The organism is Enterobacter sp. SGAir0187 (genome assembly GCF_002952735.2).
In the GTDB taxonomy this organism is placed as follows: domain Bacteria; phylum Pseudomonadota; class Gammaproteobacteria; order Enterobacterales; family Enterobacteriaceae; genus Enterobacter; species Enterobacter quasiroggenkampii.
The window spans coordinates 3,732,298-3,757,025 of record NZ_CP025034.2 but is presented as its reverse complement, the minus strand read 5'-3'; the positions used below and the strand labels follow the sequence as shown (position 1 = coordinate 3,757,025).

Here is a 24,728-nt window from a genome sequence, read left to right as displayed (position 1 = left end):
AGAGGTTTTTCTGCCATGAACTCACTACGTTATCTCGATTTCGGCCAGTCACGTCACCTGCTGCTGCTCATTGGCCGCATCGCACTTGTCGTGCTGTTTATTATCTTTGGTTATCCAAAACTGACGGGGTTTAGCGGCACCGTACAATACATGACCTCGCTGGGAACGCCGATGCCCATGCTGGCGGCCATTATTGCGGTAGTCATGGAAGTGCCTGCCGCTATTCTGATCGTACTGGGGTTTTTCACCCGTCCTCTCGCGGTACTGTTTGTGTTCTACACTCTCGGAACGGCGGTGATTGGGCATCATTACTGGGATATGACCGGTGATGCGGTCGTACCGAATATGATTAACTTCTACAAGAATATCAGTATTGCTGGCGCCTTTATTTTGCTGGCGATTGTGGGGCCAGGCGCCATCTCCCTTGACCGGCGTTAAGTCATAAAAAAAGGCCGCATGCGCGGCCTTTTTTATTTCTGCGAAGCAGAGGAATTATGCGTAAACCGGGAAGCGTGCGCAGATATCCAGAACTTTACCTTTGACGCGCTCGATAACCGCTTCGTCATTGATGTTGTCCAGAACGTCACACATCCAGCCAGCCAGCTCTTTCACTTCTGCTTCTTTGAAGCCGCGGCGCGTCACGGCCGGAGAACCGATACGGATACCGGACGTCACGAACGGGCTCTTCGGATCGTTTGGCACGCTGTTTTTGTTCACGGTGATGTTAGCGCGGCCCAGGGCTGCGTCAGCTTCTTTACCGGTCAGGTTCTTATCAACCAGATCCAGCAGGAAGAGGTGGTTTTCAGTCCCGCCGGAAACCACTTTGTAGCCACGGTTCAGGAACACTTCCACCATCGCTTTGGCGTTCTTAGCCACCTGCTGCTGGTAAACCTTGAACTCTGGCTCCATCGCTTCTTTCAGCGCGACGGCTTTTGCCGCGATAACGTGCATCAGCGGGCCACCCTGCGCGCTTGGGAACACCGCGGAGTTCAGTTTTTTGTACAGCTCTTCGTCACCGCCTTTCGCCAGGATCAGGCCACCGCGTGGACCCGCCAGGGTTTTGTGGGTGGTGGTGGTCACAACGTGAGCGTGTGGAACCGGGTTCGGGTAAACGCCTGCAGCGATCAGACCCGCAACGTGCGCCATGTCAACGAACAGGTAAGCACCGATGCTGTCTGCGATTTCACGCATTTTTGCCCAGTCAACGATACCGGAGTAAGCAGAGAAGCCACCGATGATCATCTTCGGCTTGTGCTCTTTAGCCTGCTTCGCCATGTCTTCGTAATCAATTTTACCGGACTCATCAATACCGTAAGGGATGATGTTGTACAGTTTACCGGAGAAGTTAACCGGGGAGCCGTGAGTCAGGTGGCCGCCCTGCGCCAGGTTCATACCCAGAACGGTATCGCCCGGCTGCAGCAGCGCGGTGTAGACCGCGAAGTTAGCCTGAGAGCCAGAGTGCGGCTGCACGTTTGCGTAGTCAGCGCCAAAGAGTGCTTTCGCACGATCGATAGCCAGCTGCTCAACGATATCAACGTACTCGCAACCGCCGTAATAGCGTTTGCCCGGGTAACCTTCAGCGTATTTGTTGGTCAGCTGAGAACCCTGCGCCTGCATGACGCGCGGGCTGGTGTAGTTTTCGGAGGCGATCAGTTCGATGTGCTCTTCCTGACGTACTTTTTCCTGCTCCATAGCCTGCCACAGTTCGGCATCATAATCGGCAATGTTCATTTCACGCTTTAACATCCGCATCTCCTGACTCAGCTAACAAGTAAATTTTGGCCTGAAAAGGCAGTCCTGTTGGACGACGGGCAACAGTATAACTGATTAGTTCTGTGATAACAGGTCTTGACAAACGATTTTACGCAAACGTTTTCCTACCCGCCACGCAAGGGTTTGAGGAATAAAGCTCTCGCCCTTTCCAGCGGATTTCTTTTCAGGTTTGTGATGCATATTTTTCATCTTGCAAAGAACCATTTACAACGCAGGGGTATTTTTTATAAGATGCATTTAAAATACATCATTAAAGTCACATCAGAAGGATGCGCTCATGCTCGACGCTCAAACCATCGCTACCGTAAAAGCCACCATTCCCCTGCTGGTGCAAACCGGCCCTAAACTCACCGCCCATTTCTACGATCGCATGTTCACGCACAACCCGGAGCTCAAAGAAATTTTCAACATGAGCAACCAGCGTAACGGCGATCAGCGTGAAGCGCTGTTCAACGCCATCGCGGCGTACGCCAGCAATATTGAAAACCTGGCAGCGTTGCTGCCCGCGGTGGAAAAAATCGCGCAGAAACATACCAGCTTCCAGATCCAACCCGAGCAGTACGCCATCGTCGGCACTCACCTGCTGGCAACCCTGGACGAAATGTTCAGCCCGGGCCAGGAGGTGCTGGACGCGTGGGGTAAAGCCTACGGGGTGCTGGCAAACGTGTTTATCAACCGTGAAGCACAGATTTACAGCGAAAACGCCAGCAAGAACGGCGGCTGGGAAGGCACCCGCGCGTTCCGCATCGTTGAGAAAACCCCGCGCAGCGCGTTAATCACCAGCTTCGAGTTTGAGCCGGTGGACGGTCAACCGGTGGCCGGTTACCAGCCAGGGCAGTATCTGGGCGTGTGGCTGAAGCCTGAAGGTTTCCCGCATCAGGAGATCCGTCAGTATTCTCTTACCCGCAAGCCAAACGGTAAAGGCTATCGCATTGCGGTGAAGCGTGAGGACGGCGGTCAGGTTTCCAGCTGGCTGCACAACGAAGCGAACGTGGGCGACGTGGTCCATCTGGCCGCGCCGGCGGGCGACTTCTTCATGGCCGTTGACACGAATACCCCGGTGACGCTGATCTCTGCGGGCGTCGGCCAGACGCCAATGCTGGCGATGCTTGATACGCTGGCAAAATCTCGCCACGGTGCACAGGTTAACTGGTTCCATGCCGCCGAGAACGGCAACGTGCACGCTTTTGCGGATGAGGTGAAAACGCTCGGGGCCTCCCTGCCGCGTTTCACCGCGCACACCTGGTATCGCCTGCCGACGGATGCAGACCGCGCAGCCGCACGGTTTGACAGCGAAGGTCTGATGAATTTAAGCCAGATGGAAGGAGCGTTTAGCGCGCCGGACATGCAGTTCTACGTCTGCGGGCCGGTGGCGTTTATGCAGTATGCCGCGCAGCAGCTGGTGGGGCTGGGTGTGAACAAAGACAGCATTCATTACGAGTGCTTCGGCCCGCATAAGGTACTGTAATCGCCCGGCGGCGCTTCGCTTGCGCGGGCCTACGAAGAGTTTTGTAGGCCGGGTAAGCGCAGCGCCACCCGGCAAGAACGTTAAATCGCGGCGTCGTCTTCTTCGCCGGTACGGATACGGATCACGCGCGCCACGTCAAAGACGAAGATTTTACCGTCGCCAATTTTGCCGGTTTGCGCCGTGCGGATAATGGTGTCCACACAGGTGTCCACGATATCGTCGCTGACCACGATTTCAATTTTCACTTTCGGCAGAAAGTCGACCATGTATTCTGCGCCACGGTAAAGCTCGGTGTGACCTTTCTGACGACCAAAACCTTTCACTTCCGTCACGGTCATCCCGGTGATGCCGACTTCCGCCAGCGCTTCACGCACATCATCCAGTTTGAAAGGTTTAATAATCGCATCAATCTTTTTCATGGTGGGTCCTTAAACTCTTGCCTGTAAGCTGCCTCGTAATCGATTGCTCACAGTACCATATTCAGGCGAATTTTGCGGTACTACTCTTTAAAATCGTTCGCTTCCAGCTCGTGACGCGAGAGCAGCTTGTAAAACTCGGTGCGGTTGCGCCCGGCCATCCGTGCCGCGTGGGTCACGTTGCCTTTGGTGATCTGCAGCAGCTTGCGCAGATAGTTCAGCTCGAACTGGTTACGCGCTTCCGCAAACGTCGGCAAGGCCGTGTTCTCCCCTTCCAGCGCCTGTTCCACCAGCGCGTCGCTGATGACCGGTGAGGAGGTCAGCGCCACGCACTGCTCAATCACGTTGACCAGCTGACGCACGTTACCCGGCCAGCTTGCGGCCATCAGCCGCTTCATCGCATCGGTGGAAAACGCGCGCACGAACGGTTTATGGCGATCGGCAGCCTGACGCAAAAGATGATTCGCCAGCAGCGGGATGTCTTCCGCACGTTCGGCCAGCGCCGGGATCTTCAGGTTGACCACGTTCAGACGGTAGTAGAGATCTTCGCGGAACTCGTTGCGGGCCATCACTTTTGGCAGATCGCGGTGGGTAGCGGAGATAATGCGCACGTTAATATCGATATCGCGGTTGCTGCCCAGCGGGCGCACTTTGCGCTCCTGCAGCACGCGCAGCAGCTTGACCTGCAGCGGCGCGGGCATGTCGCCAATCTCGTCCAGGAACAGCGTGCCGCCTTCCGCCGCCTGGAACAGCCCTTCACGGCTGCTTACCGCGCCGGTGAATGCGCCGCGGGCATGACCAAACAGTTCAGATTCAAGCAGTTGCTCCGGGAGCGCGCCGCAGTTAATCGCAATAAAGGCGTTCTTGCTGCGCGGGCTGGCGTTATGAATTGCCTGCGCGAGGATCTCTTTCCCGGTTCCGCTCTGGCCGTTGATGAGCACGCTGACGTCAGACTGCGCCACCATCCTCGCCTGTTCCAGCAGGCGCAGCATCACGGGGCTACGGGTGACGATAGGCTCCCGCCACGCTTCATCCCCCGCCGGAGCGGCATGTTCCAGCGCGCTGTCGATTGCCTTATACAGCGCGTCTTTATCTACCGGCTTGGTCAGGAAGCTGAATACCCCCTGCTGCGTCGCGGCAACCGCATCCGGGATCGACCCGTGCGCGGTCAGGATAATCACGGGCATCCCCGGCTGCTGCTTCTGGATCTCCGCAAACAGCTGCAGGCCGTCCATTTCATCCATCCGCAGGTCGCTTATCACCAGATCGATTTTCTCGCGGCTGAGAATTTTCAGCCCCTCCAGCCCGCTTTCCGCGGTCACGACGCTGTAGCCTTCACTCACCAGACGCATCCCCAGCAGCTTTAACAGACCGGGATCGTCATCCACCAGTAAGAGATGGGCTGGTTTACGGCTCGTCATGCTTTACATCCTCTTGTTTCGGCGTATCGCTGTCCGGCGCAGCGGATGAACTCCCCGGCTGATATTTACGCGACGAGAGCTGTCTTTCGATATCGGTCAGGTTCTCCAGCTTACGCGTCGTGGTATCCAGCTGCGTACGTAAATGTTGCTGCTGTTGGCGCAGTGTATCCAGCTCGCTATCGGTTGACTGTTGCAGCTTGCTGTAGCGGGAGCGCTCTTCAGAAAGCTGAAGCTGTAGCGTCTGTCCCTCGCGCCAGAGCTGGTATACCGGGCGGATCTGTACCGGAAGGTTGACCACAAACGTGTCCAGTCGGGTCACGTTGGCGCGGCGTTCGACGGGAGTGATTTTCGCATCCGCCAGTAAAATCCCACGCTTGAACGCGTCCTGCCAGGTATCATCATCCAGCATCGCCGCTTTCGCGCGGGCGTCAACCGGCGCCAGACGCTGGGCGCAATCTATCCCGCGCAGCCAGAACAGCGGGTTACTTTCGACGTCATGCCCTGACAGGTTCCAGATGTCGTCACAGCGGGTTGAGAGGAAATCGGCCAGTTGGTTATCGGGCCATTTATCTTCTTGTTTATCGCTAATCGCACTTTGCGGCACATGGGAAACACACCCAGCCAGAAATAAACAGGGCAGGCTCAGGCGAAGCGTGCTGCGGGAAAACACCGCGCGTACGGCGCGGGAAAAGACGTGTGACATACTCACCAGACATAGATTCATTTTATTGATTTTTCCGGCTCAGGGGCAGTTCAATACGGAAGCAAACATCCGAACGTTCGTCCGTGGCAATGTTTAGCTCACCCTGCATGCGTCGTATGCAGTCCCGGGCGATGCTTAAGCCCAGACCACTGCCTTTCACCGCACCTTTCCGCTGATGACTCCCCTGGAAAAAGGGCTCGAAGATCATGGTTTTTTCGTCATCGGGGATCGGGGTGCCGGTGTTAGCGACGTCTATAAACACCCGGGAACCCTTCGTATAGCTTCGGATATAAATGTTACCGGATTCAGTACCATAGTGCACCGCATTGGAATAAAGATTATCCAGCACGCTCATTAGCAGCATGGGTTCAGCGAGACAGGTCGGCGCATTCAGCTCTACACCGGTATGCATCATTTTAGCTCTTGCTGGCAAGCTATGGGCGGAGATCACCATATCCACCAGCGGTTCAATGTCGACGTTTTCCAGTACAACCGCCCCGTCAGCCAGCTTGCGGTTGTAATCCAGCAGTTGCTCAATCAGCTTCTGCAGATTGCGGCTGCTGTTATCCAGGATCTCGACAATTTCTTTCTGTTCGGGCGTAAGCGGCCCTGCCACTTCGTCCGCCAGCAGTTCCGTCCCTTCGCGCATGCTGGCGAGCGGCGTTTTAAGCTCATGGGAGATATGGCGCAGGAACTGATGACGCTGTGATTCAAGCCACGCCAGGCGCTCGGACAGCCAGATAATGCGCTGGCCTACGGATCGCAGCTCGCGCGGACCTTTAAAGGCGACCGTATCCCCGAGCGATTTCCCCTCCCCCAGGCGGTTGATCATCCTCTGGATCCCCTTCACCGGACCGATGATCATGCGGGTAAAGAGCAGAACCAGCCCGAGGCTCACGAGGAACAGCACCAGCGCCTGCCAGCCGAAGAACTGGCCGCGCTCGGCGATCTCCTGCTGAAGCTGCTGGCCGCGAGAGAAAATCACCGTACGGGTTGACTGCACCATCTCGGTGTTAGCGTTGGCGAAGGCTTCCAGGCGCGCGGCGGCGGCGGCATCGGGTCCACTATTGTGGCACTGCAGCTGCGCAAGATCGTTCAGATCCTGACGTAACGCCTGATACAGCTTGTCGTCAGGCAATACGCCCGCGTGGGCGTCCAGCATTTCGCTGTAGCGCTTGCGCTGACTCTGGTACACCTTTTCCAGCGTGCGATCGTCAAGCACGCAATACTGACGATAGCTGCGCTCCATCTCCAGGGCGGCGTTGGTCATGGCCTCACTGCGCCGGGCGTCAATGAGCGTCGTACGGTTGGTTAAAGCCGCCTGCGCGCTCAGCGCGTTCAGGCTTTGCCACGCCTGCCAGGCAAGGATCAGCAACGGCAGCAGGATCAGCAGGAAGGCCATCATGACGAGCTGTCGCAGGGAGCGGGGAAAAACGGGCCAGCGTTTCAACGCATTACTCTCTTAATGGGGGTTTACGCAGAGCGTAACTGAGTCTGCCCTTCAGATACAACAAAGCCGGGTAAAAACCCGGCTTTGTCATGGAATGAGGCGGTGCCTAACTCGACGTTTCGCCCTGGCCTGATAAAGCATCGCTATGATCAGTAGTTGGACGGCAGGCACCTTTTTGTGCGTCATTCGAAGTTTATGTAGCACGTCCCGAAGGGGCTGACATAAGAAGGTGAATGAGCCACTGGTTAATATTATGCAACAGGCGTGCCAGAATGCAAAACAATAAATTAACATGATGAATTAAAAAGGTTTTATATATTCAACCTATTACTTGTTGGCAGAATGATTTCCAGGCTAAGTGTCGCTATTTAACAACACCTTTAGACCACGATTTTTCTACCTATATAAATCAACACGTTAAGTGTCACCTTTTGGAGACACCCGCGAGGCGGGATTGTCGCAATTTTGCGACACGCATAAAAAAGCCCGGTGGCGCTAACGCTTACCGGGCCTACAAGGGTTAGGGTGCTAAAACTTAACCCAGCTGCTTACGCGCGTTGCGGAAGATACGCATCCACGGGCTGTCCTCGCCCCAGTTTTCCGGGTGCCAGGAGTTGCTCACGGTGCGGAACACGCGTTCCGGGTGCGGCATCATGATGGTCGCACGACCGCTTTCGCTGGTCACTGCCGTAATACCGTTGGCGGAGCCGTTCGGGTTGGCCGGATAGGTTTCGGTGACCTTGCCGAAGTTATCGACAAAGCGCAGCGCCACCAGACCTTTGCTCTCCAGCTGAGCCAGATGCGCGGCATCACGCACTTCGACCTGACCTTCACCGTGGGAAACGGCGATTGGCATCTGTGAACCCACCATCCCCTGCAGCAGCAGAGACGGGCTCTGGGTCACTTCCACCAGGCTAAAGCGCGCTTCGAAGCGATCGGACTGGTTACGCACAAAGCGCGGCCAGGCTTCGCTGCCCGGGATCAGCTCGCGCAGGTTAGACATCATCTGACAGCCGTTGCACACGCCCAGTGCCAGGGTCTGCGGACGATGGAAGAAGGTTTCGAACTCGTCACGCACGCGGCTGTTGAACAGGATGGACTTCGCCCAGCCTTCGCCCGCTCCCAGCACGTCACCGTAGGAGAAACCACCGCACGCCACCAGCGCCTGGAAATCTTCCAGACCGGTACGTCCGGCCAGCAGGTCGCTCATGTGAACGTCGATAGCGTCAAAGCCCGCGCGGTGGAAGGCGGCAGCCATCTCAACGTGGGAGTTAACGCCCTGCTCGCGCAGCACGGCCACTTTCGGACGCGCACCGGTCGCAATGTACGGCGCGGCGATGTCGTCGTTGATGTCGAAGGAGAGCTTCACGTTCAGGCCTGGATCCTGGTCATTGGCCTTCGCGTTGTGCTCCTGATCGGCACATTCCGGGTTATCACGCAGGCGCTGCATCTGCCAGGTGGTTTCTGCCCACCACATGCGAAGCCGTGAGCGGCTTTCGCTGAACACGGCGTGACCGTCAGCTTCAATGACGAAGCGATCGCCCTGAACGGCTTTCCCCAGATAGTGCACGCAGTCAGCCAGTCCGTGCTGCGCCAGAATCGCTTCAACCGCGTCGCGATCTGCCGCACGCACCTGAATCACGGCGCCCAGCTCTTCGTTAAACAGCGCCGCCAGACGGTCTTCGCCCAGCGTTGCAATGTTGGCTTCAACCCCACAGTGGCCGGTGAAGGCCATCTCTGCCAGCGTCACCAGCAGGCCGCCGTCGGAACGGTCATGGTAGGCCAGCAGCTTACGCTGCGCCACCAGCGCCTGGATGGCGTCGTAGAAGCCTTTCAGTTGCGCCACGTCGCGCACGTCGGCTGGCTTATCGCCGAGCTGACGGTAAACCTGCGCCAGCGCGGTAGCGCCCAGCGCGTTGTGGCCTTTACCCAGGTCAATCAGCAGCAGGGCGTTATCTTCGGTCGCCAGCTGCGGCGTAACGGTGTGACGCACGTCTTCCACGCGGGCAAACGCGGTGATCACCAGCGACAGCGGGGAGGTCATCTCGCGCTGCTCGTTACCTTCCTGCCAGCGGGTTTTCATCGACATGGAGTCTTTGCCCACCGGAATGGTCAGGCCGAGGGCAGGACACAGCTCCTCACCCACCGCCTTCACGGCTTCATACAGGCCCGCATCTTCGCCTGGGTGACCGGCAGCGGCCATCCAGTTTGCGGAGAGCTTGATACGTTTGATGTCGCCAATCTGCGTGGCGGCGATGTTGGTCAGCGCTTCACCGACCGCCAGACGGGCAGAGGCCGCGAAGTCCAGCAGCGCGACCGGGGTGCGTTCCCCCAGCGCCATCGCTTCGCCGTAATAGCTGTTGAGGCTCGCGGTGGTCACGGCGCAGTTCGCCACCGGGATCTGCCACGGGCCAACCATCTGATCGCGGGATACCATACCGGTCACGGTACGGTCGCCGATGGTCACCAGGAAGGTTTTCTCAGCAACAGCTGGCAGGTGCAGCACGCGATTAACGGCTTCAGCTACGGTAATGCCCTGGCGATCCAGCGCTTTGCCCGCCGCTTTACGGGTCTGCACGTCGCGGGTCATCTTCGGCGTTTTACCGAGCAGGACGTCGAGCGGCAGATCGATCGGCTGGTTGTCGAAATGGGTGTCGCTCAGAGTCAGGTGCTGCTCTTCGGTCGCTTCACCGATGACGGCATACGGCGCGCGCTCGCGGCGGCACAGCTCGTCAAACAGCGGCAGCTGATCCGCCGCAACGGCCAGCACGTAGCGCTCCTGGGATTCGTTACACCAGATTTCCAGTGGGCTCATGCCCGGCTCATCGCTCAGGATATCGCGCAGGTTGAAACGGCCACCGCGGCCGCCGTCGCTCACCAGCTCCGGCATGGCGTTGGACAGACCGCCCGCGCCCACGTCGTGGATAAAGAGAATCGGGTTAGCATCGCCCAGCTGCCAGCAGCGGTCGATCACTTCCTGACAGCGACGCTCCATCTCCGGGTTGTCACGCTGCACGGACGCGAAGTCGAGATCCGCATCAGACTGGCCGGAGGCCATAGACGAGGCCGCGCCGCCGCCCAGACCGATATTCATCGCCGGGCCGCCGAGCACGATCAGCTTCGCGCCGACGACGATCTCGCCTTTTTGCACATGATCGGCACGGATGTTGCCGATCCCGCCCGCCAGCATGATCGGTTTGTGGTAGCCGCGCAGCTCTTCGCCGTTGTGGCTGTCCACTTTCTCTTCATAGGTACGGAAGTAACCGTTCAGCGCCGGACGACCAAATTCGTTGTTAAACGCCGCGCCGCCCAGCGGGCCTTCGGTCATGATATCCAGCGCGGTCACAATGCGCTCTGGCTTGCCGAAATCTTCTTCCCACGGCTGTTCAAAGCCCGGGATACGCAGGTTGGAGACGGAGAAACCGACCAGACCCGCTTTGGGTTTTGCACCACGACCGGTCGCCCCTTCGTCACGGATTTCACCGCCGGAGCCGGTCGCCGCACCCGGCCACGGGGAGATCGCGGTCGGGTGGTTGTGGGTTTCAACCTTCATCAGGATATGCGCGGGCTCCTGATGAAAGTCGTAGCGCCCTGCTTCGCGATCGGCGAAGAAGCGGCCCACCTCGGAACCTTCCATCACCGCGGCGTTGTCTTTATAGGCAGACAGCACGTGGTCAGGGGTTTGCTCCATGGTGTTTTTGATCATTTTGAACAGCGACTTTGGCTGCTGTTCGCCGTCAATAATCCAGTCGGCATTGAAAATCTTGTGGCGGCAGTGCTCAGAGTTCGCCTGCGCGAACATGTAGAGTTCGATGTCGTTCGGGTTACGGTTGAGCTTAACAAACGCATCCTGCAGGTAGTCAATTTCGTCTTCTGCCAGCGCCAGGCCGAGACGCAGGTTGGCGTCAATCAGTGCCTGACGGCCCTGCCCCAGCAGATCCACGCTCTGTACCGGCGCAGGCTGATGGTGGGAGAAAAGCTTCTGCGCGTCATCGAGAGAGGCAAACACGCTCTCCATCATGCGGTCGTGCAGTTCAGCCGCAACCGCCTGCCACTGCGCGTCGCTCAGGGTAGAGGCTTCCACGTAGTACGCCACGCCGCGCTCCAGACGGTTAATCTGGCTCAGGCCACAGTTGTGGGCGATGTCGGTGGCTTTGGAAGACCAGGGGGAGATGGTGCCCGGACGCGGCGTCGCAAGGATCAGTTTGCCGGTTGGCGTATGGCTGCTGAGGCTTGGGCCATACTTGAGCAGGCGTTCCAGCTGTACGCGCTCCTCTGCATTCAGGGGGGCATTCAGGTCAGCAAAATGGACATACTCAGCGTAAATATTGCTTACCGGAAGGTCGGCCGCCTGAAAACGTGCCAGCAGTTTGGTAATACGGAAGGCAGACAGTGCAGGCGAACCACGCAGAATTTCCATCATAAGTCTCTCGTCTTCGAAGCGCCGGGGCGCTTACAGTGTGCGCAAGGGGGGAAAACGGGCGTCATTATAGAGAATCCTGAGCGCCGACGAAACCGTTTGCGTCGAAATAAAATTGACGAAGAGATTTAACAATAGATGTGACCTGTCTCTCTAATTGGTTGCCAAGTGGCGCAAGTTTACGCAAAATGCCGCTCATTCAATGGCAAACCTTATTGTTAACATGGCTACAGCAGACTGAGGCAACCGGCGTCGCAGAGAATTAACTAATTGAAAAAATTAAAGATTAATTATCTGCTCATCGGCATTGTAACGTTGCTGCTGGCAGTGGCCCTCTGGCCTTCCCTCCCCTGGATCGGCAAAGCCGAAAACCGTATCGCCGCCATTCAGGAGCGGGGGGAATTGCGTGTCAGTACCCTTAACTCTCCGCTGATTTACAGCGACATTAACGGCAAAATCATTGGACTGGATTATGAACTGGCACAGCAGTTCGCCGATTACCTTGGCGTAAAGCTGAAAATCACCGTCCGCCAGAATATCAACCAGCTGTTTGATGACCTCGATAATGACGATGCCGATATGCTTGCCGCTGGGCTGGTGTATAACAGCGAGCGCAGCAAAAACTATCAGCCGGGCCCGACCTACTACTCCGTTTCGCAGCAACTGGTTTATCGCGTCGGGAGTCTGCGCCCGCGCTCGCTGGCCTCGATTAACGATCGGCAGCTGACGATTGCCCCCGGTCACGTGGTGATTGACGATCTGCGTGAGCTAAAGGAGAAGAAATATCCGGACCTGAGCTGGACGGTGGATGCGAAACTCGGCACGACGGAGCTGCTGGAGCAGGTAAAAGATCAGAAAGTCCCCTACACCATCGCCGATTCGGTCGCGATCAGCCTGTTCCAGCGGGTGCATCCTGAAATCGCCGTGGCGCTCGACGTCACTGACGAGCAGCCTGTGACCTGGTTTACTCAGCTCGATGACGATCAGACCCTCTCTGCCGCGATGCTTGATTTCTTCAACACCATCAATGAAGACGGTACGCTGGCACGCCTGGAGGAGAAGTACCTCGGGCACGGTGATGACTTTGACTACGTTGACACCCGCAGCTTCCTGCGTGCGGTTGACAGCGTCCTGCCGGACCTGCAGCCGCTGTTCGAAAAATACGCCCAGGAGATTGACTGGAAACTGCTGGCGGCTATTTCGTATCAGGAATCCCACTGGGATACCCAGGCCACGTCTCCGACTGGCGTACGTGGTTTGATGATGTTAACCAAAAATACCGCGCTGAGCTTGGGCGTCAATGACCGTACCGATGCGGAACAGAGCATCAGCGGCGGCGCGCGCTACCTGCAGGATATGATGGCCAAAGTCCCGGAAACGGTGCCGGAAGAGGAGCGGATCTGGTTCGCGCTGGCGGCCTACAATATGGGCTATGCGCATATGCTGGATGCGCGGGCGTTGACGGCCAAAACGAAAGGCAACCCGGACAGCTGGTCAGACGTTAAGCAGCGCCTGCCGCTGCTGAGCCAGAAGCCATGGTATAACAAGCTGACGTACGGCTACGCGCGCGGGCATGAAGCCTACGCCTACGTGGAAAATATCCGTAAATATCAGATTAGCCTGGTCGGGTATCTGCTGGAGAAAGAGAAAGAGGCGACAGAGGCCAAACAGCTGGCCCAAAGTTACCCGGTCGTGGCGCCGGACGAGCTTAATCGTCCGACAGCTTCAATTCTGCCTTTTGCTGCTTTTTCTGCTGACGGCGCATTCGAAAGAAATCGCTTAATAGCCCCGAACACTCTGGTGCAAGCACCCCGCCGATAGTCTTCACCTGGTGGTTCATCCCCGGGTGACCCAGCACGTCCATCAGCGAACCGGCCGCACCGGTTTTTTCATCCCGCGCACCGAAGACCAGAGTCCCGATCCGGCTGTGCACCATCGCCCCGGAGCACATCACGCACGGCTCCAGCGTTACATACAGCGTGGTATCAAGCAGGCGATAGTTTTGCAGCACCAGACCGCCCTGGCGAAGCGCCATGATTTCGGCATGTGCAGTAGGATCGTGGCGGCCAATCGGACGGTTCCATCCTTCACCAATCACCTGGTTATTGTGGACCAGCACGGCGCCCACGGGCACTTCGCCCTCGTCCCAGGCACGCTGAGCCAGCGTCAGCGCATGGCGCATCCAGTATTCATGGTCGAGTTCAGGATTGGACAACGGTTGATACTCCAGTCGAAAAGCGGGGCGCATTATACACGCCGATTATGGATAAGACTATTCGAGTTGCTGGAGTTCACCTGATGGCGTAACGCGCCAGCGATGCTGGCAAAAATAGAGCAGCGGGTTGTCCTGTTTACTGTCGCTGTAGCCGCTGTACAGGCGCAGCGGCGTACCGATGCGTTTCTCCAGCTGGACCACTTTTTCATGCCCCAGGCAGCGCATCGTCAGTACCCAACCGCCGTAGCCGCGGGCAATTTGCGTGGCAATAAGATTCACGCGCGGAAGCCAGGGGGTATCAAAATAGACTTGCTCCACCAGCGTCTGCGGGGAGCCGGTAATCAGCCAGATGTCCGCATCATTCGCATCGAGATAGCCGGTAAGGCGCGCCTGCACCACCGGAAAGGCGGCAACGTGGCCGCGAAACCAGTGCGCAAAATCCTGCTCCAGCTGTTTAAGCCGCGCTTCGCTGTGCCCAAACGTACATCCCCACAGCAGCAGGCTCATCGGCCATCGCGCCGCACGGCCTTTCACCAGCAGCGCGATACCGATCGCCGGTAAGAGCGGTAGCACGAGCAGCGCATTCAGAGGTAGACGCCGCAGCAGGTAACGCATAAACGTACCAAACATATCCTGCTGATGCAGCGTGCCATCCAGGTCGAAAAAGACAACGCGACGCGCGTGATTTGCCAAACCTTACTCCTCTGGGTCGTTGAATCCTAACAGCCAGGTAAACAGGAACCCGGCGATCACCGCTACTAAATAGCCTAACAGATAGAGCATCACTTTTCCGGTCACGATAGTTAATGCCAGCGGTAAACCCGAAATGCCAAAGGTAATAACGGTGGCGACTTTCCAGTAGCTGATCAGCGCCCCGCCTACCGCGCCGCCCAGACAGGCCGCGAGGAACGGTTTACCCAGCGGCAGCGTGACGCCAAAAATCAGCGGCTCGCCAATACCGAGCAGGCCGACCGGGAGTGCGCCTTTAATCACCTTTTTCAGACGCGCGTTGCGGGTTTTCATCAGTACCGCAATCGCCGCACCGACCTGCCCTACCCCCGCCATCGACAGAATTGGCAGAAGCGCGTTATAGCCGTGCGCTTGCACCAGCTCGACGTGGATCGGTACCAGCCCCTGATGCAGGCCGGTCAGCACCAGCGGCAGGAAAGTACCTGACAGCACCGCGCCCACTAACAGGCCTCCGCGGTCAATCGCCAGCGACGCACCGTGGGCGATGGCTTCAGAGATCCACCCGCCTAACGGCTGGAGTGCCACAATCGCTACGCTACCGGTAATCAGCGTAGTCAGTAGCGGGTTGAGAATCAGCTCAATAGAGCCTGGCAGAACCGCGCGCAGCCTTTTCTCGATCCAGCACATCAGGATGACCACCAGCAGCACCGCGATCACCCCGCCGCGGCCGGGCTGGAGCGCCTCACCAAACAGCGTGATCTGCGCCAGCTGCGGGCTGGACAAGATGCCCGCCATCACGCCGCCCATCGCCAGCGATCCGCCAAACACCTTCGCGGTATTGACCCCGACCAGAATGTTCATGATGGCGAACACCGCGCTGCCGAAGATCCCGAGAATCCCCAGCAGGTTCGGATACTGCGTGGCGAAATCCCCCACAATATCCGGGCGCTTGAGGATATTGATGATCCCGGTGATCAGGCCTGAGGCAATAAACGCCGGGATCAGCGGAATAAAGACGTTTGCCAGCTGTCGCAGCGCATCGCTCATGGGGGCTTTGTATTTCGCCTTTGCCTGGGCTTTGGTGCGCTCAGCATCGTCAATCGATACGCTCGCACTCACGCCCATCAGCGCCCGCATGGCATCGACAACCTGCGCCGCTTTCCCCGGGCCGACGATCAGCTGATGCTGCTGGCCCTGCTTCACGTAACCGCTGACGCCGGATAGCTGCTTCAGACGCGGCACGTCAAGCTGGTCGTCGTTATGCACCTCGACGCGCACGCGCGTCATGCAGTTTTCGAGACGCTGAATATTTTTTTCCCCACCGATCCCCTGCAGGATATCGCTGGCGAGCGCTGCTGTTTTGTCCATACACGCCTCTGTTAGTGTTCTAATGCCGCCCGTAAGAAGCCGTTATGCGCATCGAGTTTGGCTCTCGCGCTCGCCGCATCCAACCCGCTTAAGATCATCAGAATGGCCGGTTTAACATCGTGATCGGTCTGTTTGAGCACCGCTTCCGCCTCTTCACGGCCTGCGCCCGTTGCCTCCATCACCATGCGGCAGGCTCTGTCCACCAGCTTGACGTTGGTGGCCTGCATATCCACCATCAGGTTCTGATACACCTTGCCGAACTTCACCATCGCGCCGGTGGAGATCATATTGAGCACCAGCTTTTGCGCGGTCCCGGATTTCAGGCGCGTGGAGCCGGTGAGCGCTTCCGGCCCAACCACCGGAGAGATAGCGATAGCGGCCACCTGTGCAATCGGTGAGCCTGGGTTACAGGAGATGGCGACCGTCGTGCAGCCGGTCTGGTTAGCGTATTCAAGCCCGCCAATGACGTACGGCGTGCGCCCGGATGCCGCCAGCCCGACCACCAGATCCTTCGCCGTCAGATTCAGCGCCTTCAGGTCATCCTCGCCCAGCTGTTTGTTATCTTCCGCCCCTTCAACGGCTTTCAGCAGCGCGCCGGGACCACCGGCAATTAATCCGACGACCAGGCCGTGCGGAACACCAAAGGTGGGCGGACATTCGGAGGCGTCCAGAACCCCAAGACGCCCGCTGGTTCCCGCCCCCATGTAAATAATGCGTCCACCGGCCTTGAGGGATTCCGCCGCCGCATCGACCGCTTTCGCCACCTCAGGTAATGTCTCTTTCACTGCCTGCGCGACCAGCGTATCCTGTTGATTAAAGCGGTTAACCAGTTCCAGGGTGGAGAGCGCATCCAGATCCATGGTTTGCGGGTTACGCGTTTCAGAAACAAGTGAGCCAAGATTCATTTTTGTACCTCAAGAATTTTTAATTCATAATAATCACACTATAATGGAATATAAAATTCATTCAGGCGAGCAAAATCCGTATTTGCGCAGATAATCACATTTTCGCCAGGAGACCGTATGAACTGTTTAATTCGCATTCGCCAGCGCTACGCAGGCTTTGCCCAAAGCGACAAGAAGCTGGCGGATTTTCTGCTTTCTCAGCCCGACCACGCGCGCCATCTCAGCTCGCAGCAGCTGGCGAGTGAGGCCGGCGTGAGCCAGTCCAGCGTGGTGAAATTTGCGCAGAAGATTGGCTTTAAGGGATTCCCCGCCCTCAAGCTGGCGATCAGTGAAGCGCTGATCAGTAACCCCAATCCGCAGTCTATGCCGGTGCATAATCAGATCCGCGGAGACGATCCGATGCGGCTGGTGGGCGAAAAGCTGATCAAAGAGAACGTGGCGGCCATGCATGCGACGCTCGATGTAAATACGGAAGAGAAGCTGCTGGAGAGCGTGGCGATGCTGCGCGGCGCGCGGCGAATCATTCTGACCGGCATCGGCGCGTCCGGACTTGTGGCGCGTAACTTTGGCTGGAAGCTGACAAAAATTGGCCTTAACGCCATCGTCGAGCAGGATATGCACGCCCTGCTGGCGACCGTACAGGCGATGGATCCTGACGATCTGCTGCTGGCGATCTCCTATTCCGGCGAGCGCCGCGAGATCAACCTGGCCACCGATGAAGTGCTGCGCGTCGGCGGTAAAATTCTGGCGATCACCGGTTTTACGCCGAATGCCCTGCAGCAGCGAGCCACGCGCTGTTTATATACCATTGCCGAGGAGCAGGCCACGCGCAGTGCGGCTATTTCGTCCACCAGCGCACAAATGATGCTGACGGACCTGCTGTTTATGGCGCTGGTGCAGCAGGATCTGGAGCGTGCGCCCGAGCGCATTCGCCACAGCGAAGAACTGGTAAAGAAACTGGTTTGACGCGTATAATGCCCGCCCAGTTTGTGTTGTTTCTGAGAATTTCCTGATGGCGCTGTTAATTACCAAAAAATGCATTAATTGCGATATGTGCGAGCCCGAATGCCCGAACCAGGCCATTTCGATGGGCGACAGCATTTATGAGATTAACAGCGACCGCTGCACCGAATGCATCGGCCACTATGAAACACCTACCTGTCAGAAAGTGTGCCCGATCCCCAATACCATCCTGAAAGATCCGGCACACGTCGAGAGCGAAGAGCAGCTGTGGGATAAGTTTGTCCTGATGCACCACGCGGACAAACTTTAACTTTCGATGATCACCGTTGCGCTGGCATAGTGGCGCTCATCGGCGATCGTCACGTGCACGTGATTCACGCCCAGCTTCTCGGCCAGCTTTTCCGCCTCGCCCCATAAGCGCAGGCTTGGCTTACCCAGCTCATCGTTAAACACTTCAAACTGGTTGAACGCCAGACCGTTACGAATCCCGGTCCCGAAGGCTTTGGCGGCAGCCTCTTTTACCGCAAAACGCTTCGCCAGAAAACGCACCGGCTGCTGATGCGCTTCCCAGATGGCCCATTCGTTATCGCTCAGCACGCGTCTTGCGAGGCGATCGCCGCTGCGGGCGATCACCGCTTCAATGCGGGCTATTTCAACGATATCGGTGCCTAAGCCCAGAATGGCCATTACTGACGCGCTTCCTGCATCAGGCGTTTCATCTCTGAGACCGCCTCTTTCAGGCCGCTCATCACCGCGCGGCCAATGATCGCGTGACCGATGTTCAGCTCGTGCATTTCCGGGATGGCGGCAATAGCTTTCACGTTATGGTAGGTCAGGCCGTGACCGGCATTGACCTTCAGACCCAGGCTCGCCGCGTAGGTAGCCGCTTTGGCAATACGCTCCAGCTCTTTCGCCTGCTCTTCATCATTTTTGGCATCGGCATAGCAGCCGGTGTGAATTTCGATATACGGCGCGCCCACGTCGGCTGCCGCTTTAATCTGGGTGAAATCGGCGTCAATAAACAGCGAAACCAGGATACCGGCATCCGCCAGGCGCTTGCAGGCATCGCGCATTTTGTCGAGCTGACCGGCCACGTCCAGACCGCCTTCGGTCGTCACTTCCTGGCGTTTTTCCGGCACCAGGCAGCAGAAGTGCGGCTGGGTCTCGCAGGCAATCGCCAGCATCTCTTCGGTGACTGCCATCTCCAGATTCATTCGGGTATCCAGCGTCTGGCGCAGAATGCGCACGTCGCGGTCGGTGATGTGGCGACGGTCTTCACGCAGGTGAACGGTAATGCCGTCGGCGCCAGCCTGTTCAGCGATAAACGCCGCCTGAACCGGATCGGGATACGCCGTGCCGCGCGCATTACGCAGCGTGGCGATGTGATCGATGTTGACGCCTAACAGTAATTCAGCCATGACAATCCTCGGTTTTCTTTTCGATTCTGTGGTCTAACGTTTCGGCACAAACTGCCTGAATAATTCGCGGCTCTTTAAGGGCTTACCGCCAAGATACGGCTTGAGGGCAATCCGGGTAAAGCGTTTTGCTGCGCGCAGGGTATCCTGATCGGGAAACTCGCGCTCATACAGCGCCCGGAGCTGGCGCCCGGTAAAGGTGCTATTGTCGATCACGATGCTGGCAATAAAGCCCTTTTCTTCTCGGTAGCGGTAGGTCATGGTGTCTTCCACTTCGTCACCGCTGCCCGCACAGTGCAGGAAATCGACCCCGTACCCAAGATGGCCCAGCAGCGCCAGTTCAAAACGCCGCAGCGCAGGCTCGGGCGTGCCGGTTGCGCCAGCCAGCGCCTGGATACAGTGCAGATAATCAAAGAAAAGTTCAGAGAAGCGCGTCTCATGTTCAAGAACGCGTGAGATGAGTTCATTGACATACAGACCGCTGTAAAGCGTGATACCTGAGAGAGGAAGCGCCAGGGAGACGGCTTCGGCACTGCGCAGGGTTTTGACTTCCCCTCGCCCACCAAAACGTACCAGCAGCGGAGTGAAAGGCTGTAGGGCACCTTTCAGATTAGAACGTTTGGAACGTGCGCCTTTTGCAACAAGGCGCACGCGGCCCGACTCTTCCGTGAAGACGTCCAGCATCAGGCTGGTTTCGCTCCAGGGACGACTGTGCAGGACAAAGGCGCGCTGCCATCCATCCATATGCGCGTCGTCTTGAGTTACTGGTCTTCGCCGTAACCGAGGCTGCGCAGAGCACGCTCATCATCGGCCCAGCCAGATTTCACTTTCACCCACAGTTCGAGGTGAACCGGCGCTTCGAACATCTCCTGCATGTCCTTACGGGCTTCGATACCGATGGTTTTGATCTTGGCGCCTTTGTTGCCGATCACCATCTTCTTCTGCCCTTCGCGCTCAACGAGGATCAGGCCGTTGATGTCGTAGCCACCGCGCTCGTTGCTCTGGAAACGCTCGATCTCCACCGTCACAGAGTACGGCAGTTCAGCGCCCAGGAAACGCATCAGCTTTTCACGGATGATTTCAGACGCCATAAAGCGCTGAGAGCGATCGGTGATGTACTCTTCCGGGAAGTGATGAATCGCTTCCGGGAGGTGCTTACGCACGATGCCCGCGATGGTATCCACGTTCAGCCCCGTCTCCGCAGACAGCGGAACGATATCGAGGAAGTTCATCTGGCTGCCCAGCCACTGCAGGTGCGGCAGCAGGTCAGCTTTTTCCTGCACGTTGTCAACTTTGTTGACCGCGAGGATCACCGGCGTTTTGCCGTCACGCAGCTTGTTCAGTACCATTTCGTCGTCCGGCGTCCAGCGGGTGCCTTCCACAACGAAAATCACCAGCTCTACGTCGCCGATGGAGCTGCTCGCCGCCTTGTTCATCAGACGGTTAATGGCGCGCTTCTCTTCCATGTGCAGGCCAGGGGTATCGACGTAGATTGCCTGATACGCGCCTTCAGTATGGATGCCGACGATGCGGTGACGCGTGGTCTGCGCCTTACGCGAGGTGATGGAAATCTTCTGCCCAAGCAGATTATTCAGCAGGGTGGATTTGCCGACGTTCGGACGTCCGACGATGGCAATAAATCCGCAATAGGTCTTTTCTTCGCTCATTCCAGCTCCAGCATTTTTAACGCCTGTTCGGCGGCAGCCTGTTCAGCCTTACGACGGCTTGAACCTGTGCCCACCACCGGTTCACTCAGGCCACTGACCTGGCAATGGATGGTAAATTCCTGATCGTGCGCTTCGCCACGAACCTGCACCACCAGATAAGATGGCAGCGGCAGATGACGACCCTGCAAATATTCCTGCAGACGCGTTTTGGGATCTTTTTGTTTATCGCCCGGGCTGATTTCGTCCAGACGGGTCTGATACCAGTTAAGGATCAGCTTTTCGACGGTCTGGATATCGCTGTCCAGGAACACACCACCAATTAATGCTTCGACCGTATCGGCAAGAATAGATTCACGACGGAAGCCGCCGCTTTTCAGTTCACCCGGCCCAAGACGCAGACATTCGCCCAGCTCAAATTCGCGCGCGATTTCCGCAAGGGTATTACCCCGAACCAGCGTGGCACGCATACGGCTCATATCACCTTCATCCACACGCGGGAAACGATGATAAAGCGCATTCGCAATCACGAAACTTAAAATAGAGTCGCCTAAAAACTCGAGACGCTCATTATGTTTGCTGCTGGCACTGCGGTGGGTTAATGCCTGTTGCAACAACTCCTGATGATGAAAAGTGTAGCCCAGCTTCCGTTGAAGCCGATTAATTACGATGGGGTTCATGCGATACCAATAAATGAATGCGTCAAAAATGCAGCACACGAAACCGACCTGAGAAAACCAACGCGGTTTCGTGTGCCGTGGCACCCTTGCAGGGCCAACCTTAAACTTCGGGGGAATATTCTATACACAACGACAGGGGATGTCGTTAGTTCGAAGAGATTTATCGGTGAAATAATTCGTGTAGCCGCGTTAATTCGCGGCTACACGTTCATTTAGTGAGAATTAATGGATTCCGCCAATACGATTCAGGCGTACGCCGGTCGGCCATTCGCCTTCCTGCTTCTCAAAACTCATCCAGATCGCGGTCGCTTTACCCACCAGATTCGCTTCCGGCACAAAGCCCCAGTAACGGCTGTCCGCAGAATTATCGCGGTTGTCACCCATCATGAAGTAATGGCCCGGCGGTACAATCCAGCTTGCCAGCTGCTGGCCCGGCTGACGATAGTACATACCCAGCTGATCCTGCGCGATTGGCACGGTGAGGATCCGGTGCGTCACGTCGCCCAGCGTCTCTTTGCGCTCAACCAGACGGATACCGTTATCTTTGGTTTCGCCTTTTGGTACCTGGAAGAATCCGCTGGTCGCTTCACCGCCGTTGTGGCGGGCAAAGGTTTGCACAAAATCACTTGGCTCAACGTTTGAGTAGGTGATTGGCAGCGCGTTTTCACATGCGGTACCGGAGCTGCAGCCCGGCTGAACGGTGACTTCTTTCGCAACCGGATCGTAAGTCACTTTGTCACCCGGCAGACCTACCGCGCGCTTGATGTAGTCCAGGCGCGGATCTTCCGGATATTTGAACACCACGATGTCGCCACGTTTCGGATGACCGGTTTCGATCAGCGTTTTCTGGTAGATAGGATCTTTAATGCCGTAGGCAAACTTCTCTACCAGAATAAAATCACCAATCAGCAGCGTTGGCATCATTGAACCTGATGGGATCTGGAACGGTTCGTAAATAAACGAACGTACCACCAGCACAATCGCCAGCACCGGAAACACCGAGGCGCCCGTTTCCAGCCAGCCCGGTTTCGGACCGACTTTCTTCAGGGTTTTCGCATCAATACCATCGCCAGTGGCTGCCTGTGCGGCAGCCTGACGTTCACGACGTTTTGGGGCGAAGATAAACTTATCCAGACACCACAGCAGACCTGTCACCAGGGTAGCAATGACCAGGATCAGGGCAAACATGTTCGCCATGCCAACTCCTTAGGGTTATTTGCCGTCTTTACCAACATGAAGGATGGCAAGGAATGCTTCCTGCGGCAGCTCGACGTTACCGACCTGCTTCATACGCTTCTTACCTTCTTTCTGCTTCTGCAGCAGCTTTTTCTTACGGCTGACGTCACCGCCATAGCACTTCGCCAGAACGTTTTTACGCAGCTGTTTCACGGTGGAACGCGCGATAATGTGGTTGCCAATCGCCGCCTGAATCGCGATATCGAACTGCTGACGCGGGATCAGATCTTTCATCTTCTCAACCAGCTCGCGACCACGGTATGGCGCATTGTCGTTGTGGGTGATCAGCGCCAGCGCATCCACACGCTCGCCGTTGATCAGCACGTCCACACGCACCATGTTGGAGGCCTGGAAGCGTTTGAAGTTGTAATCCAGTGACGCATAGCCACGGGAGGTGGACTTCAGACGGTCGAAGAAGTCGAGTACCACTTCCGCCATCGGGATTTCGTAGGTCAGCGCGACCTGGTTACCGTGGTAAACCATGTTGGTCTGCACGCCGCGCTTCTCAATACACAGCGTAATGACGTTACCGAGGAATTCCTGCGGCAGCAGCATGTGACATTCGGCGATAGGCTCACGCAGTTCGTGAATATTGTTCAGCGGCGGCAGCTTGGACGGGCTGTCGACGTAGATCACTTCTTTCGAGGTGGTTTCAACTTCATACACTACCGTCGGCGCGGTGGTGATCAGGTCCAGATCGTATTCACGCTCCAGACGTTCCTGAATAATCTCCATGTGCAGCAGGCCGAGGAAGCCGCAGCGGAAGCCGAAGCCCAGCGCCGTTGAGCTTTCTGGCTCGTAGAACAGAGAGGCATCGTTCAGGCTCAGTTTGCCAAGCGCATCACGGAAGTTTTCGTAGTCGTCAGAGCTGACCGGGAACAGGCCCGCGTAAACCTGTGGTTTCACCTTTTTAAAGCCTGGCAGCGCTTTTTCTGCCGGGTTACGCGCACCGGTCAGGGTATCGCCCACCGGCGCACCGAGGATGTCTTTGATGGCGCACACCAGCCAGCCTACCTCGCCGCATGTCAGCTCGGTACGGTCAACCTGTTTTGGCGTGAAAATACCCAGACGGTCGGCGTTATAGACCTGTCCGGTACTCATAACCTTGATTTTGTCGCCTTTGCGCATGGTGCCGTTTTTAATACGCACCAGGGAAACAACGCCCAGATAGTTATCGAACCAGGAGTCGATAATCAGCGCCTGCAGCGGGGCATCCGGATCGCCTTCTGGGGCCGGAATATCACGCACCAGGCGTTCCAGCACGTCGGTCACGCCGACACCGGTTTTAGCAGAGCAGCGCACGGCATCGGTCGCGTCAATGCCGACAATATCTTCAATCTCTTCCGCGACGCGCTCAGGATCGGCGGCTGGCAGGTCAATCTTGTTCAGAACCGGCACAACTTCGAGGTCCATTTCCATCGCGGTGTAGCAGTTTGCCAGGGTCTGGGCTTCTACGCCCTGCCCGGCATCGACTACCAGCAGCGCGCCTTCACAGGCCGCGAGCGAGCGTGAAACCTCATAGGAGAAGTCAACGTGGCCTGGGGTGTCGATAAAGTTCAGCTGATAGGTTTCGCCATCAGCCGCCTTGTAATCCAGCGTGACGCTCTGCGCTTTGATGGTGATACCGCGTTCGCGTTCCAGGTCCATGGAGTCCAGAACCTGGGCTTCCATTTCACGATCAGACAGGCCACCGCAAATCTGGATAATACGGTCAGACAGCGTCGACTTACCGTGGTCAATGTGAGCAATGATCGAAAAGTTACGTATGTTCTTCATATAGTTAAATAATTATGCCTTACGAATTCCTGGAGGCCGCTGTTCTTAGCCTGACGTTTTTCAGTGCGAAAACGCAGCATTCTACACTACATCTCCGCTACCTGGAAATGGACTTAGCGCCGGGTATAGCGTGAAGAAAGGACGTTTTCTGTTTTAAGACGTAAA

General features: G+C 57.0%; 22 protein-coding genes. 5 read left to right on the top strand and 17 right to left on the bottom strand.

The window, feature by feature from the left end:
• The first annotated feature begins 15 nt into the window (after positions 1–15).
• Positions 16–438: a DoxX family protein gene (locus tag CWR52_RS18165; protein ID WP_024908634.1), complete on the top strand. Its 423-nt coding sequence runs from the start codon at positions 16–18 to the stop codon at positions 436–438.
• Between the two features lie 54 nt (positions 439–492).
• Here the strand turns inward: CWR52_RS18165 and glyA are convergent, their stop codons facing one another.
• Positions 493–1,746 (bottom strand): serine hydroxymethyltransferase, encoded by a 1,254-nt coding sequence (gene glyA / locus CWR52_RS18160; protein WP_025757663.1) that lies wholly within the window; start codon positions 1,744–1,746, stop codon positions 493–495.
• A 304-nt stretch (positions 1,747–2,050) separates the two neighbouring features.
• Between glyA and hmpA the strand changes: the two genes are divergently transcribed.
• Positions 2,051–3,241: an NO-inducible flavohemoprotein gene (gene hmpA, locus CWR52_RS18155; protein WP_104950329.1), complete on the top strand. Its 1,191-nt coding sequence runs from the start codon at positions 2,051–2,053 to the stop codon at positions 3,239–3,241.
• 80 nt (positions 3,242–3,321) lie between these two features.
• Here hmpA and glnB read toward each other — a convergent pair whose 3' ends face one another.
• The 5 genes from glnB to purL all read right to left on the bottom strand — a co-directional run bounded on the left by glnB (position 3,322) and on the right by purL (position 11,654).
• Positions 3,322–3,660 carry a nitrogen regulatory protein P-II gene (gene glnB / locus CWR52_RS18150; RefSeq protein ID WP_003860685.1) on the bottom strand — a complete coding sequence of 113 codons (339 nt, stop codon included), beginning with the start codon at positions 3,658–3,660 and terminating at the stop codon, positions 3,322–3,324.
• 80 nt (positions 3,661–3,740) lie between these two features.
• Complete coding sequence (gene glrR / locus CWR52_RS18145; protein ID WP_045908542.1) at positions 3,741–5,078, bottom strand: two-component system response regulator GlrR; 1,338 nt, start codon at positions 5,076–5,078, stop codon at positions 3,741–3,743.
• A complete protein-coding gene (gene qseG / locus CWR52_RS18140; RefSeq protein ID WP_023325881.1) occupies positions 5,065–5,802 on the bottom strand; it encodes a two-component system QseEF-associated lipoprotein QseG in 738 nt (245 codons plus the stop codon). Before qseG ends, glrR begins: the two co-directional genes overlap by 14 nt.
• Before the next feature lies 1 nt (position 5,803).
• Positions 5,804–7,231 carry a two component system sensor histidine kinase QseE/GlrK gene (gene qseE / locus CWR52_RS18135; protein WP_021241873.1) on the bottom strand — a complete coding sequence of 476 codons (1,428 nt, stop codon included), beginning with the start codon at positions 7,229–7,231 and terminating at the stop codon, positions 5,804–5,806.
• 535 nt (positions 7,232–7,766) lie between these two features.
• The gene (gene purL, locus CWR52_RS18130) at positions 7,767–11,654 is read right to left on the bottom strand and encodes a phosphoribosylformylglycinamidine synthase (RefSeq protein WP_104950328.1); all 3,888 of its coding nucleotides are present in this window, start codon (positions 11,652–11,654) and stop codon (positions 7,767–7,769) included.
• Between the two features lie 267 nt (positions 11,655–11,921).
• Here purL and mltF point away from each other — a divergent pair, with 267 nt between their 5' ends.
• Positions 11,922–13,472 (top strand): membrane-bound lytic murein transglycosylase MltF, encoded by a 1,551-nt coding sequence (gene mltF, locus CWR52_RS18120; protein ID WP_104950327.1) that lies wholly within the window; start codon positions 11,922–11,924, stop codon positions 13,470–13,472.
• Here the strand turns inward: mltF and tadA are convergent.
• Genes tadA through murQ form a run of 4 tightly spaced genes read right to left on the bottom strand, consistent with a single transcriptional unit; the run spans position 13,360 to position 16,829 of the window.
• The gene (gene tadA / locus CWR52_RS18115; RefSeq protein ID WP_213014345.1) at positions 13,360–13,866 is read right to left on the bottom strand and encodes a tRNA adenosine(34) deaminase TadA; all 507 of its coding nucleotides are present in this window, start codon (positions 13,864–13,866) and stop codon (positions 13,360–13,362) included. The genes mltF and tadA overlap by 113 nt on opposite strands.
• A 57-nt stretch (positions 13,867–13,923) precedes the next feature.
• Positions 13,924–14,559, bottom strand: a complete 636-nt coding sequence (gene yfhb, locus CWR52_RS18110) for a phosphatidylglycerophosphatase C (RefSeq protein WP_045908537.1) — start codon at positions 14,557–14,559, stop codon at positions 13,924–13,926.
• Positions 14,560–14,562: 3 nt separating this feature from the next.
• The gene (locus CWR52_RS18105; RefSeq protein WP_104950325.1) at positions 14,563–15,924 is read right to left on the bottom strand and encodes a PTS transporter subunit EIIC; all 1,362 of its coding nucleotides are present in this window, start codon (positions 15,922–15,924) and stop codon (positions 14,563–14,565) included.
• A gap of 11 nt (positions 15,925–15,935) precedes the next feature.
• The gene (murQ, locus tag CWR52_RS18100; RefSeq protein WP_104950324.1) at positions 15,936–16,829 is read right to left on the bottom strand and encodes an N-acetylmuramic acid 6-phosphate etherase; all 894 of its coding nucleotides are present in this window, start codon (positions 16,827–16,829) and stop codon (positions 15,936–15,938) included.
• A 117-nt stretch (positions 16,830–16,946) separates the two neighbouring features.
• Between murQ and CWR52_RS18095 the strand changes: the two genes are divergently transcribed.
• Positions 16,947–17,795 carry a MurR/RpiR family transcriptional regulator gene (locus CWR52_RS18095; protein ID WP_104950323.1) on the top strand — a complete coding sequence of 283 codons (849 nt, stop codon included), beginning with the start codon at positions 16,947–16,949 and terminating at the stop codon, positions 17,793–17,795.
• A gap of 46 nt (positions 17,796–17,841) precedes the next feature.
• A complete protein-coding gene (locus tag CWR52_RS18090; protein WP_008502177.1) occupies positions 17,842–18,102 on the top strand; it encodes a YfhL family 4Fe-4S dicluster ferredoxin in 261 nt (86 codons plus the stop codon).
• On the opposite strand, the gene acpS is transcribed toward CWR52_RS18090, so the two are convergent.
• The 7 genes from acpS to lepA all read right to left on the bottom strand — a co-directional run bounded on the left by acpS (position 18,099) and on the right by lepA (position 24,563).
• Entirely contained in the window at positions 18,099–18,479 is a 381-nt protein-coding gene (gene acpS / locus CWR52_RS18085; protein ID WP_104950322.1) for a holo-ACP synthase, read from the bottom strand. The genes CWR52_RS18090 and acpS overlap by 4 nt on opposite strands.
• Positions 18,479–19,210 (bottom strand): pyridoxine 5'-phosphate synthase, encoded by a 732-nt coding sequence (gene pdxJ / locus CWR52_RS18080; RefSeq protein ID WP_069719827.1) that lies wholly within the window; start codon positions 19,208–19,210, stop codon positions 18,479–18,481. The genes acpS and pdxJ overlap by 1 nt, the downstream gene beginning before the upstream one ends.
• A gap of 33 nt (positions 19,211–19,243) precedes the next feature.
• Positions 19,244–19,951 (bottom strand): DNA repair protein RecO, encoded by a 708-nt coding sequence (recO, locus tag CWR52_RS18075; RefSeq protein ID WP_023333058.1) that lies wholly within the window; start codon positions 19,949–19,951, stop codon positions 19,244–19,246.
• A gap of 17 nt (positions 19,952–19,968) precedes the next feature.
• A complete protein-coding gene (era, locus tag CWR52_RS18070; protein WP_008502181.1) occupies positions 19,969–20,874 on the bottom strand; it encodes a GTPase Era in 906 nt (301 codons plus the stop codon).
• Positions 20,871–21,551 carry a ribonuclease III gene (rnc, locus tag CWR52_RS18065; protein WP_003860711.1) on the bottom strand — a complete coding sequence of 227 codons (681 nt, stop codon included), beginning with the start codon at positions 21,549–21,551 and terminating at the stop codon, positions 20,871–20,873. The genes era and rnc overlap by 4 nt, the downstream gene beginning before the upstream one ends.
• A gap of 222 nt (positions 21,552–21,773) precedes the next feature.
• Positions 21,774–22,748, bottom strand: coding sequence for a signal peptidase I (gene lepB, locus CWR52_RS18060; protein WP_045908532.1), 975 nt, complete (start codon positions 22,746–22,748; stop codon positions 21,774–21,776).
• Between the two features lie 15 nt (positions 22,749–22,763).
• Positions 22,764–24,563 carry a translation elongation factor 4 gene (lepA, locus tag CWR52_RS18055; RefSeq protein WP_008502183.1) on the bottom strand — a complete coding sequence of 600 codons (1,800 nt, stop codon included), beginning with the start codon at positions 24,561–24,563 and terminating at the stop codon, positions 22,764–22,766.
• Positions 24,564–24,728: the final 165 nt, after the last annotated feature.

Coding starts and splice junctions, on each gene's coding strand:
- CWR52_RS18165 (WP_024908634.1), top strand. CDS start 16: ATGAACTCACTACGTTATCTCGATTTCGGCCAGTCACGTCACCTGCTG.
- glyA (WP_025757663.1), bottom strand. CDS start 1,746: ATGTTAAAGCGTGAAATGAACATTGCCGATTATGATGCCGAACTGTGG.
- hmpA (WP_104950329.1), top strand. CDS start 2,051: ATGCTCGACGCTCAAACCATCGCTACCGTAAAAGCCACCATTCCCCTG.
- glnB (WP_003860685.1), bottom strand. CDS start 3,660: ATGAAAAAGATTGATGCGATTATTAAACCTTTCAAACTGGATGATGTG.
- glrR (WP_045908542.1), bottom strand. CDS start 5,078: ATGACGAGCCGTAAACCAGCCCATCTCTTACTGGTGGATGACGATCCC.
- qseG (WP_023325881.1), bottom strand. CDS start 5,802: ATGAATCTATGTCTGGTGAGTATGTCACACGTCTTTTCCCGCGCCGTA.
- purL (WP_104950328.1), bottom strand. CDS start 11,654: ATGATGGAAATTCTGCGTGGTTCGCCTGCACTGTCTGCCTTCCGTATT.
- CWR52_RS18105 (WP_104950325.1), bottom strand. CDS start 15,924: ATGGACAAAACAGCAGCGCTCGCCAGCGATATCCTGCAGGGGATCGGT.
- murQ (WP_104950324.1), bottom strand. CDS start 16,829: ATGAATCTTGGCTCACTTGTTTCTGAAACGCGTAACCCGCAAACCATG.
- CWR52_RS18095 (WP_104950323.1), top strand. CDS start 16,947: ATGAACTGTTTAATTCGCATTCGCCAGCGCTACGCAGGCTTTGCCCAA.
- CWR52_RS18090 (WP_008502177.1), top strand. CDS start 17,842: ATGGCGCTGTTAATTACCAAAAAATGCATTAATTGCGATATGTGCGAG.
- acpS (WP_104950322.1), bottom strand. CDS start 18,479: ATGGCCATTCTGGGCTTAGGCACCGATATCGTTGAAATAGCCCGCATT.
- pdxJ (WP_069719827.1), bottom strand. CDS start 19,210: ATGGCTGAATTACTGTTAGGCGTCAACATCGATCACATCGCCACGCTG.
- recO (WP_023333058.1), bottom strand. CDS start 19,951: ATGGATGGATGGCAGCGCGCCTTTGTCCTGCACAGTCGTCCCTGGAGC.
- era (WP_008502181.1), bottom strand. CDS start 20,874: ATGAGCGAAGAAAAGACCTATTGCGGATTTATTGCCATCGTCGGACGT.
- rnc (WP_003860711.1), bottom strand. CDS start 21,551: ATGAACCCCATCGTAATTAATCGGCTTCAACGGAAGCTGGGCTACACT.
- lepB (WP_045908532.1), bottom strand. CDS start 22,748: ATGGCGAACATGTTTGCCCTGATCCTGGTCATTGCTACCCTGGTGACA.
- lepA (WP_008502183.1), bottom strand. CDS start 24,563: ATGAAGAACATACGTAACTTTTCGATCATTGCTCACATTGACCACGGT.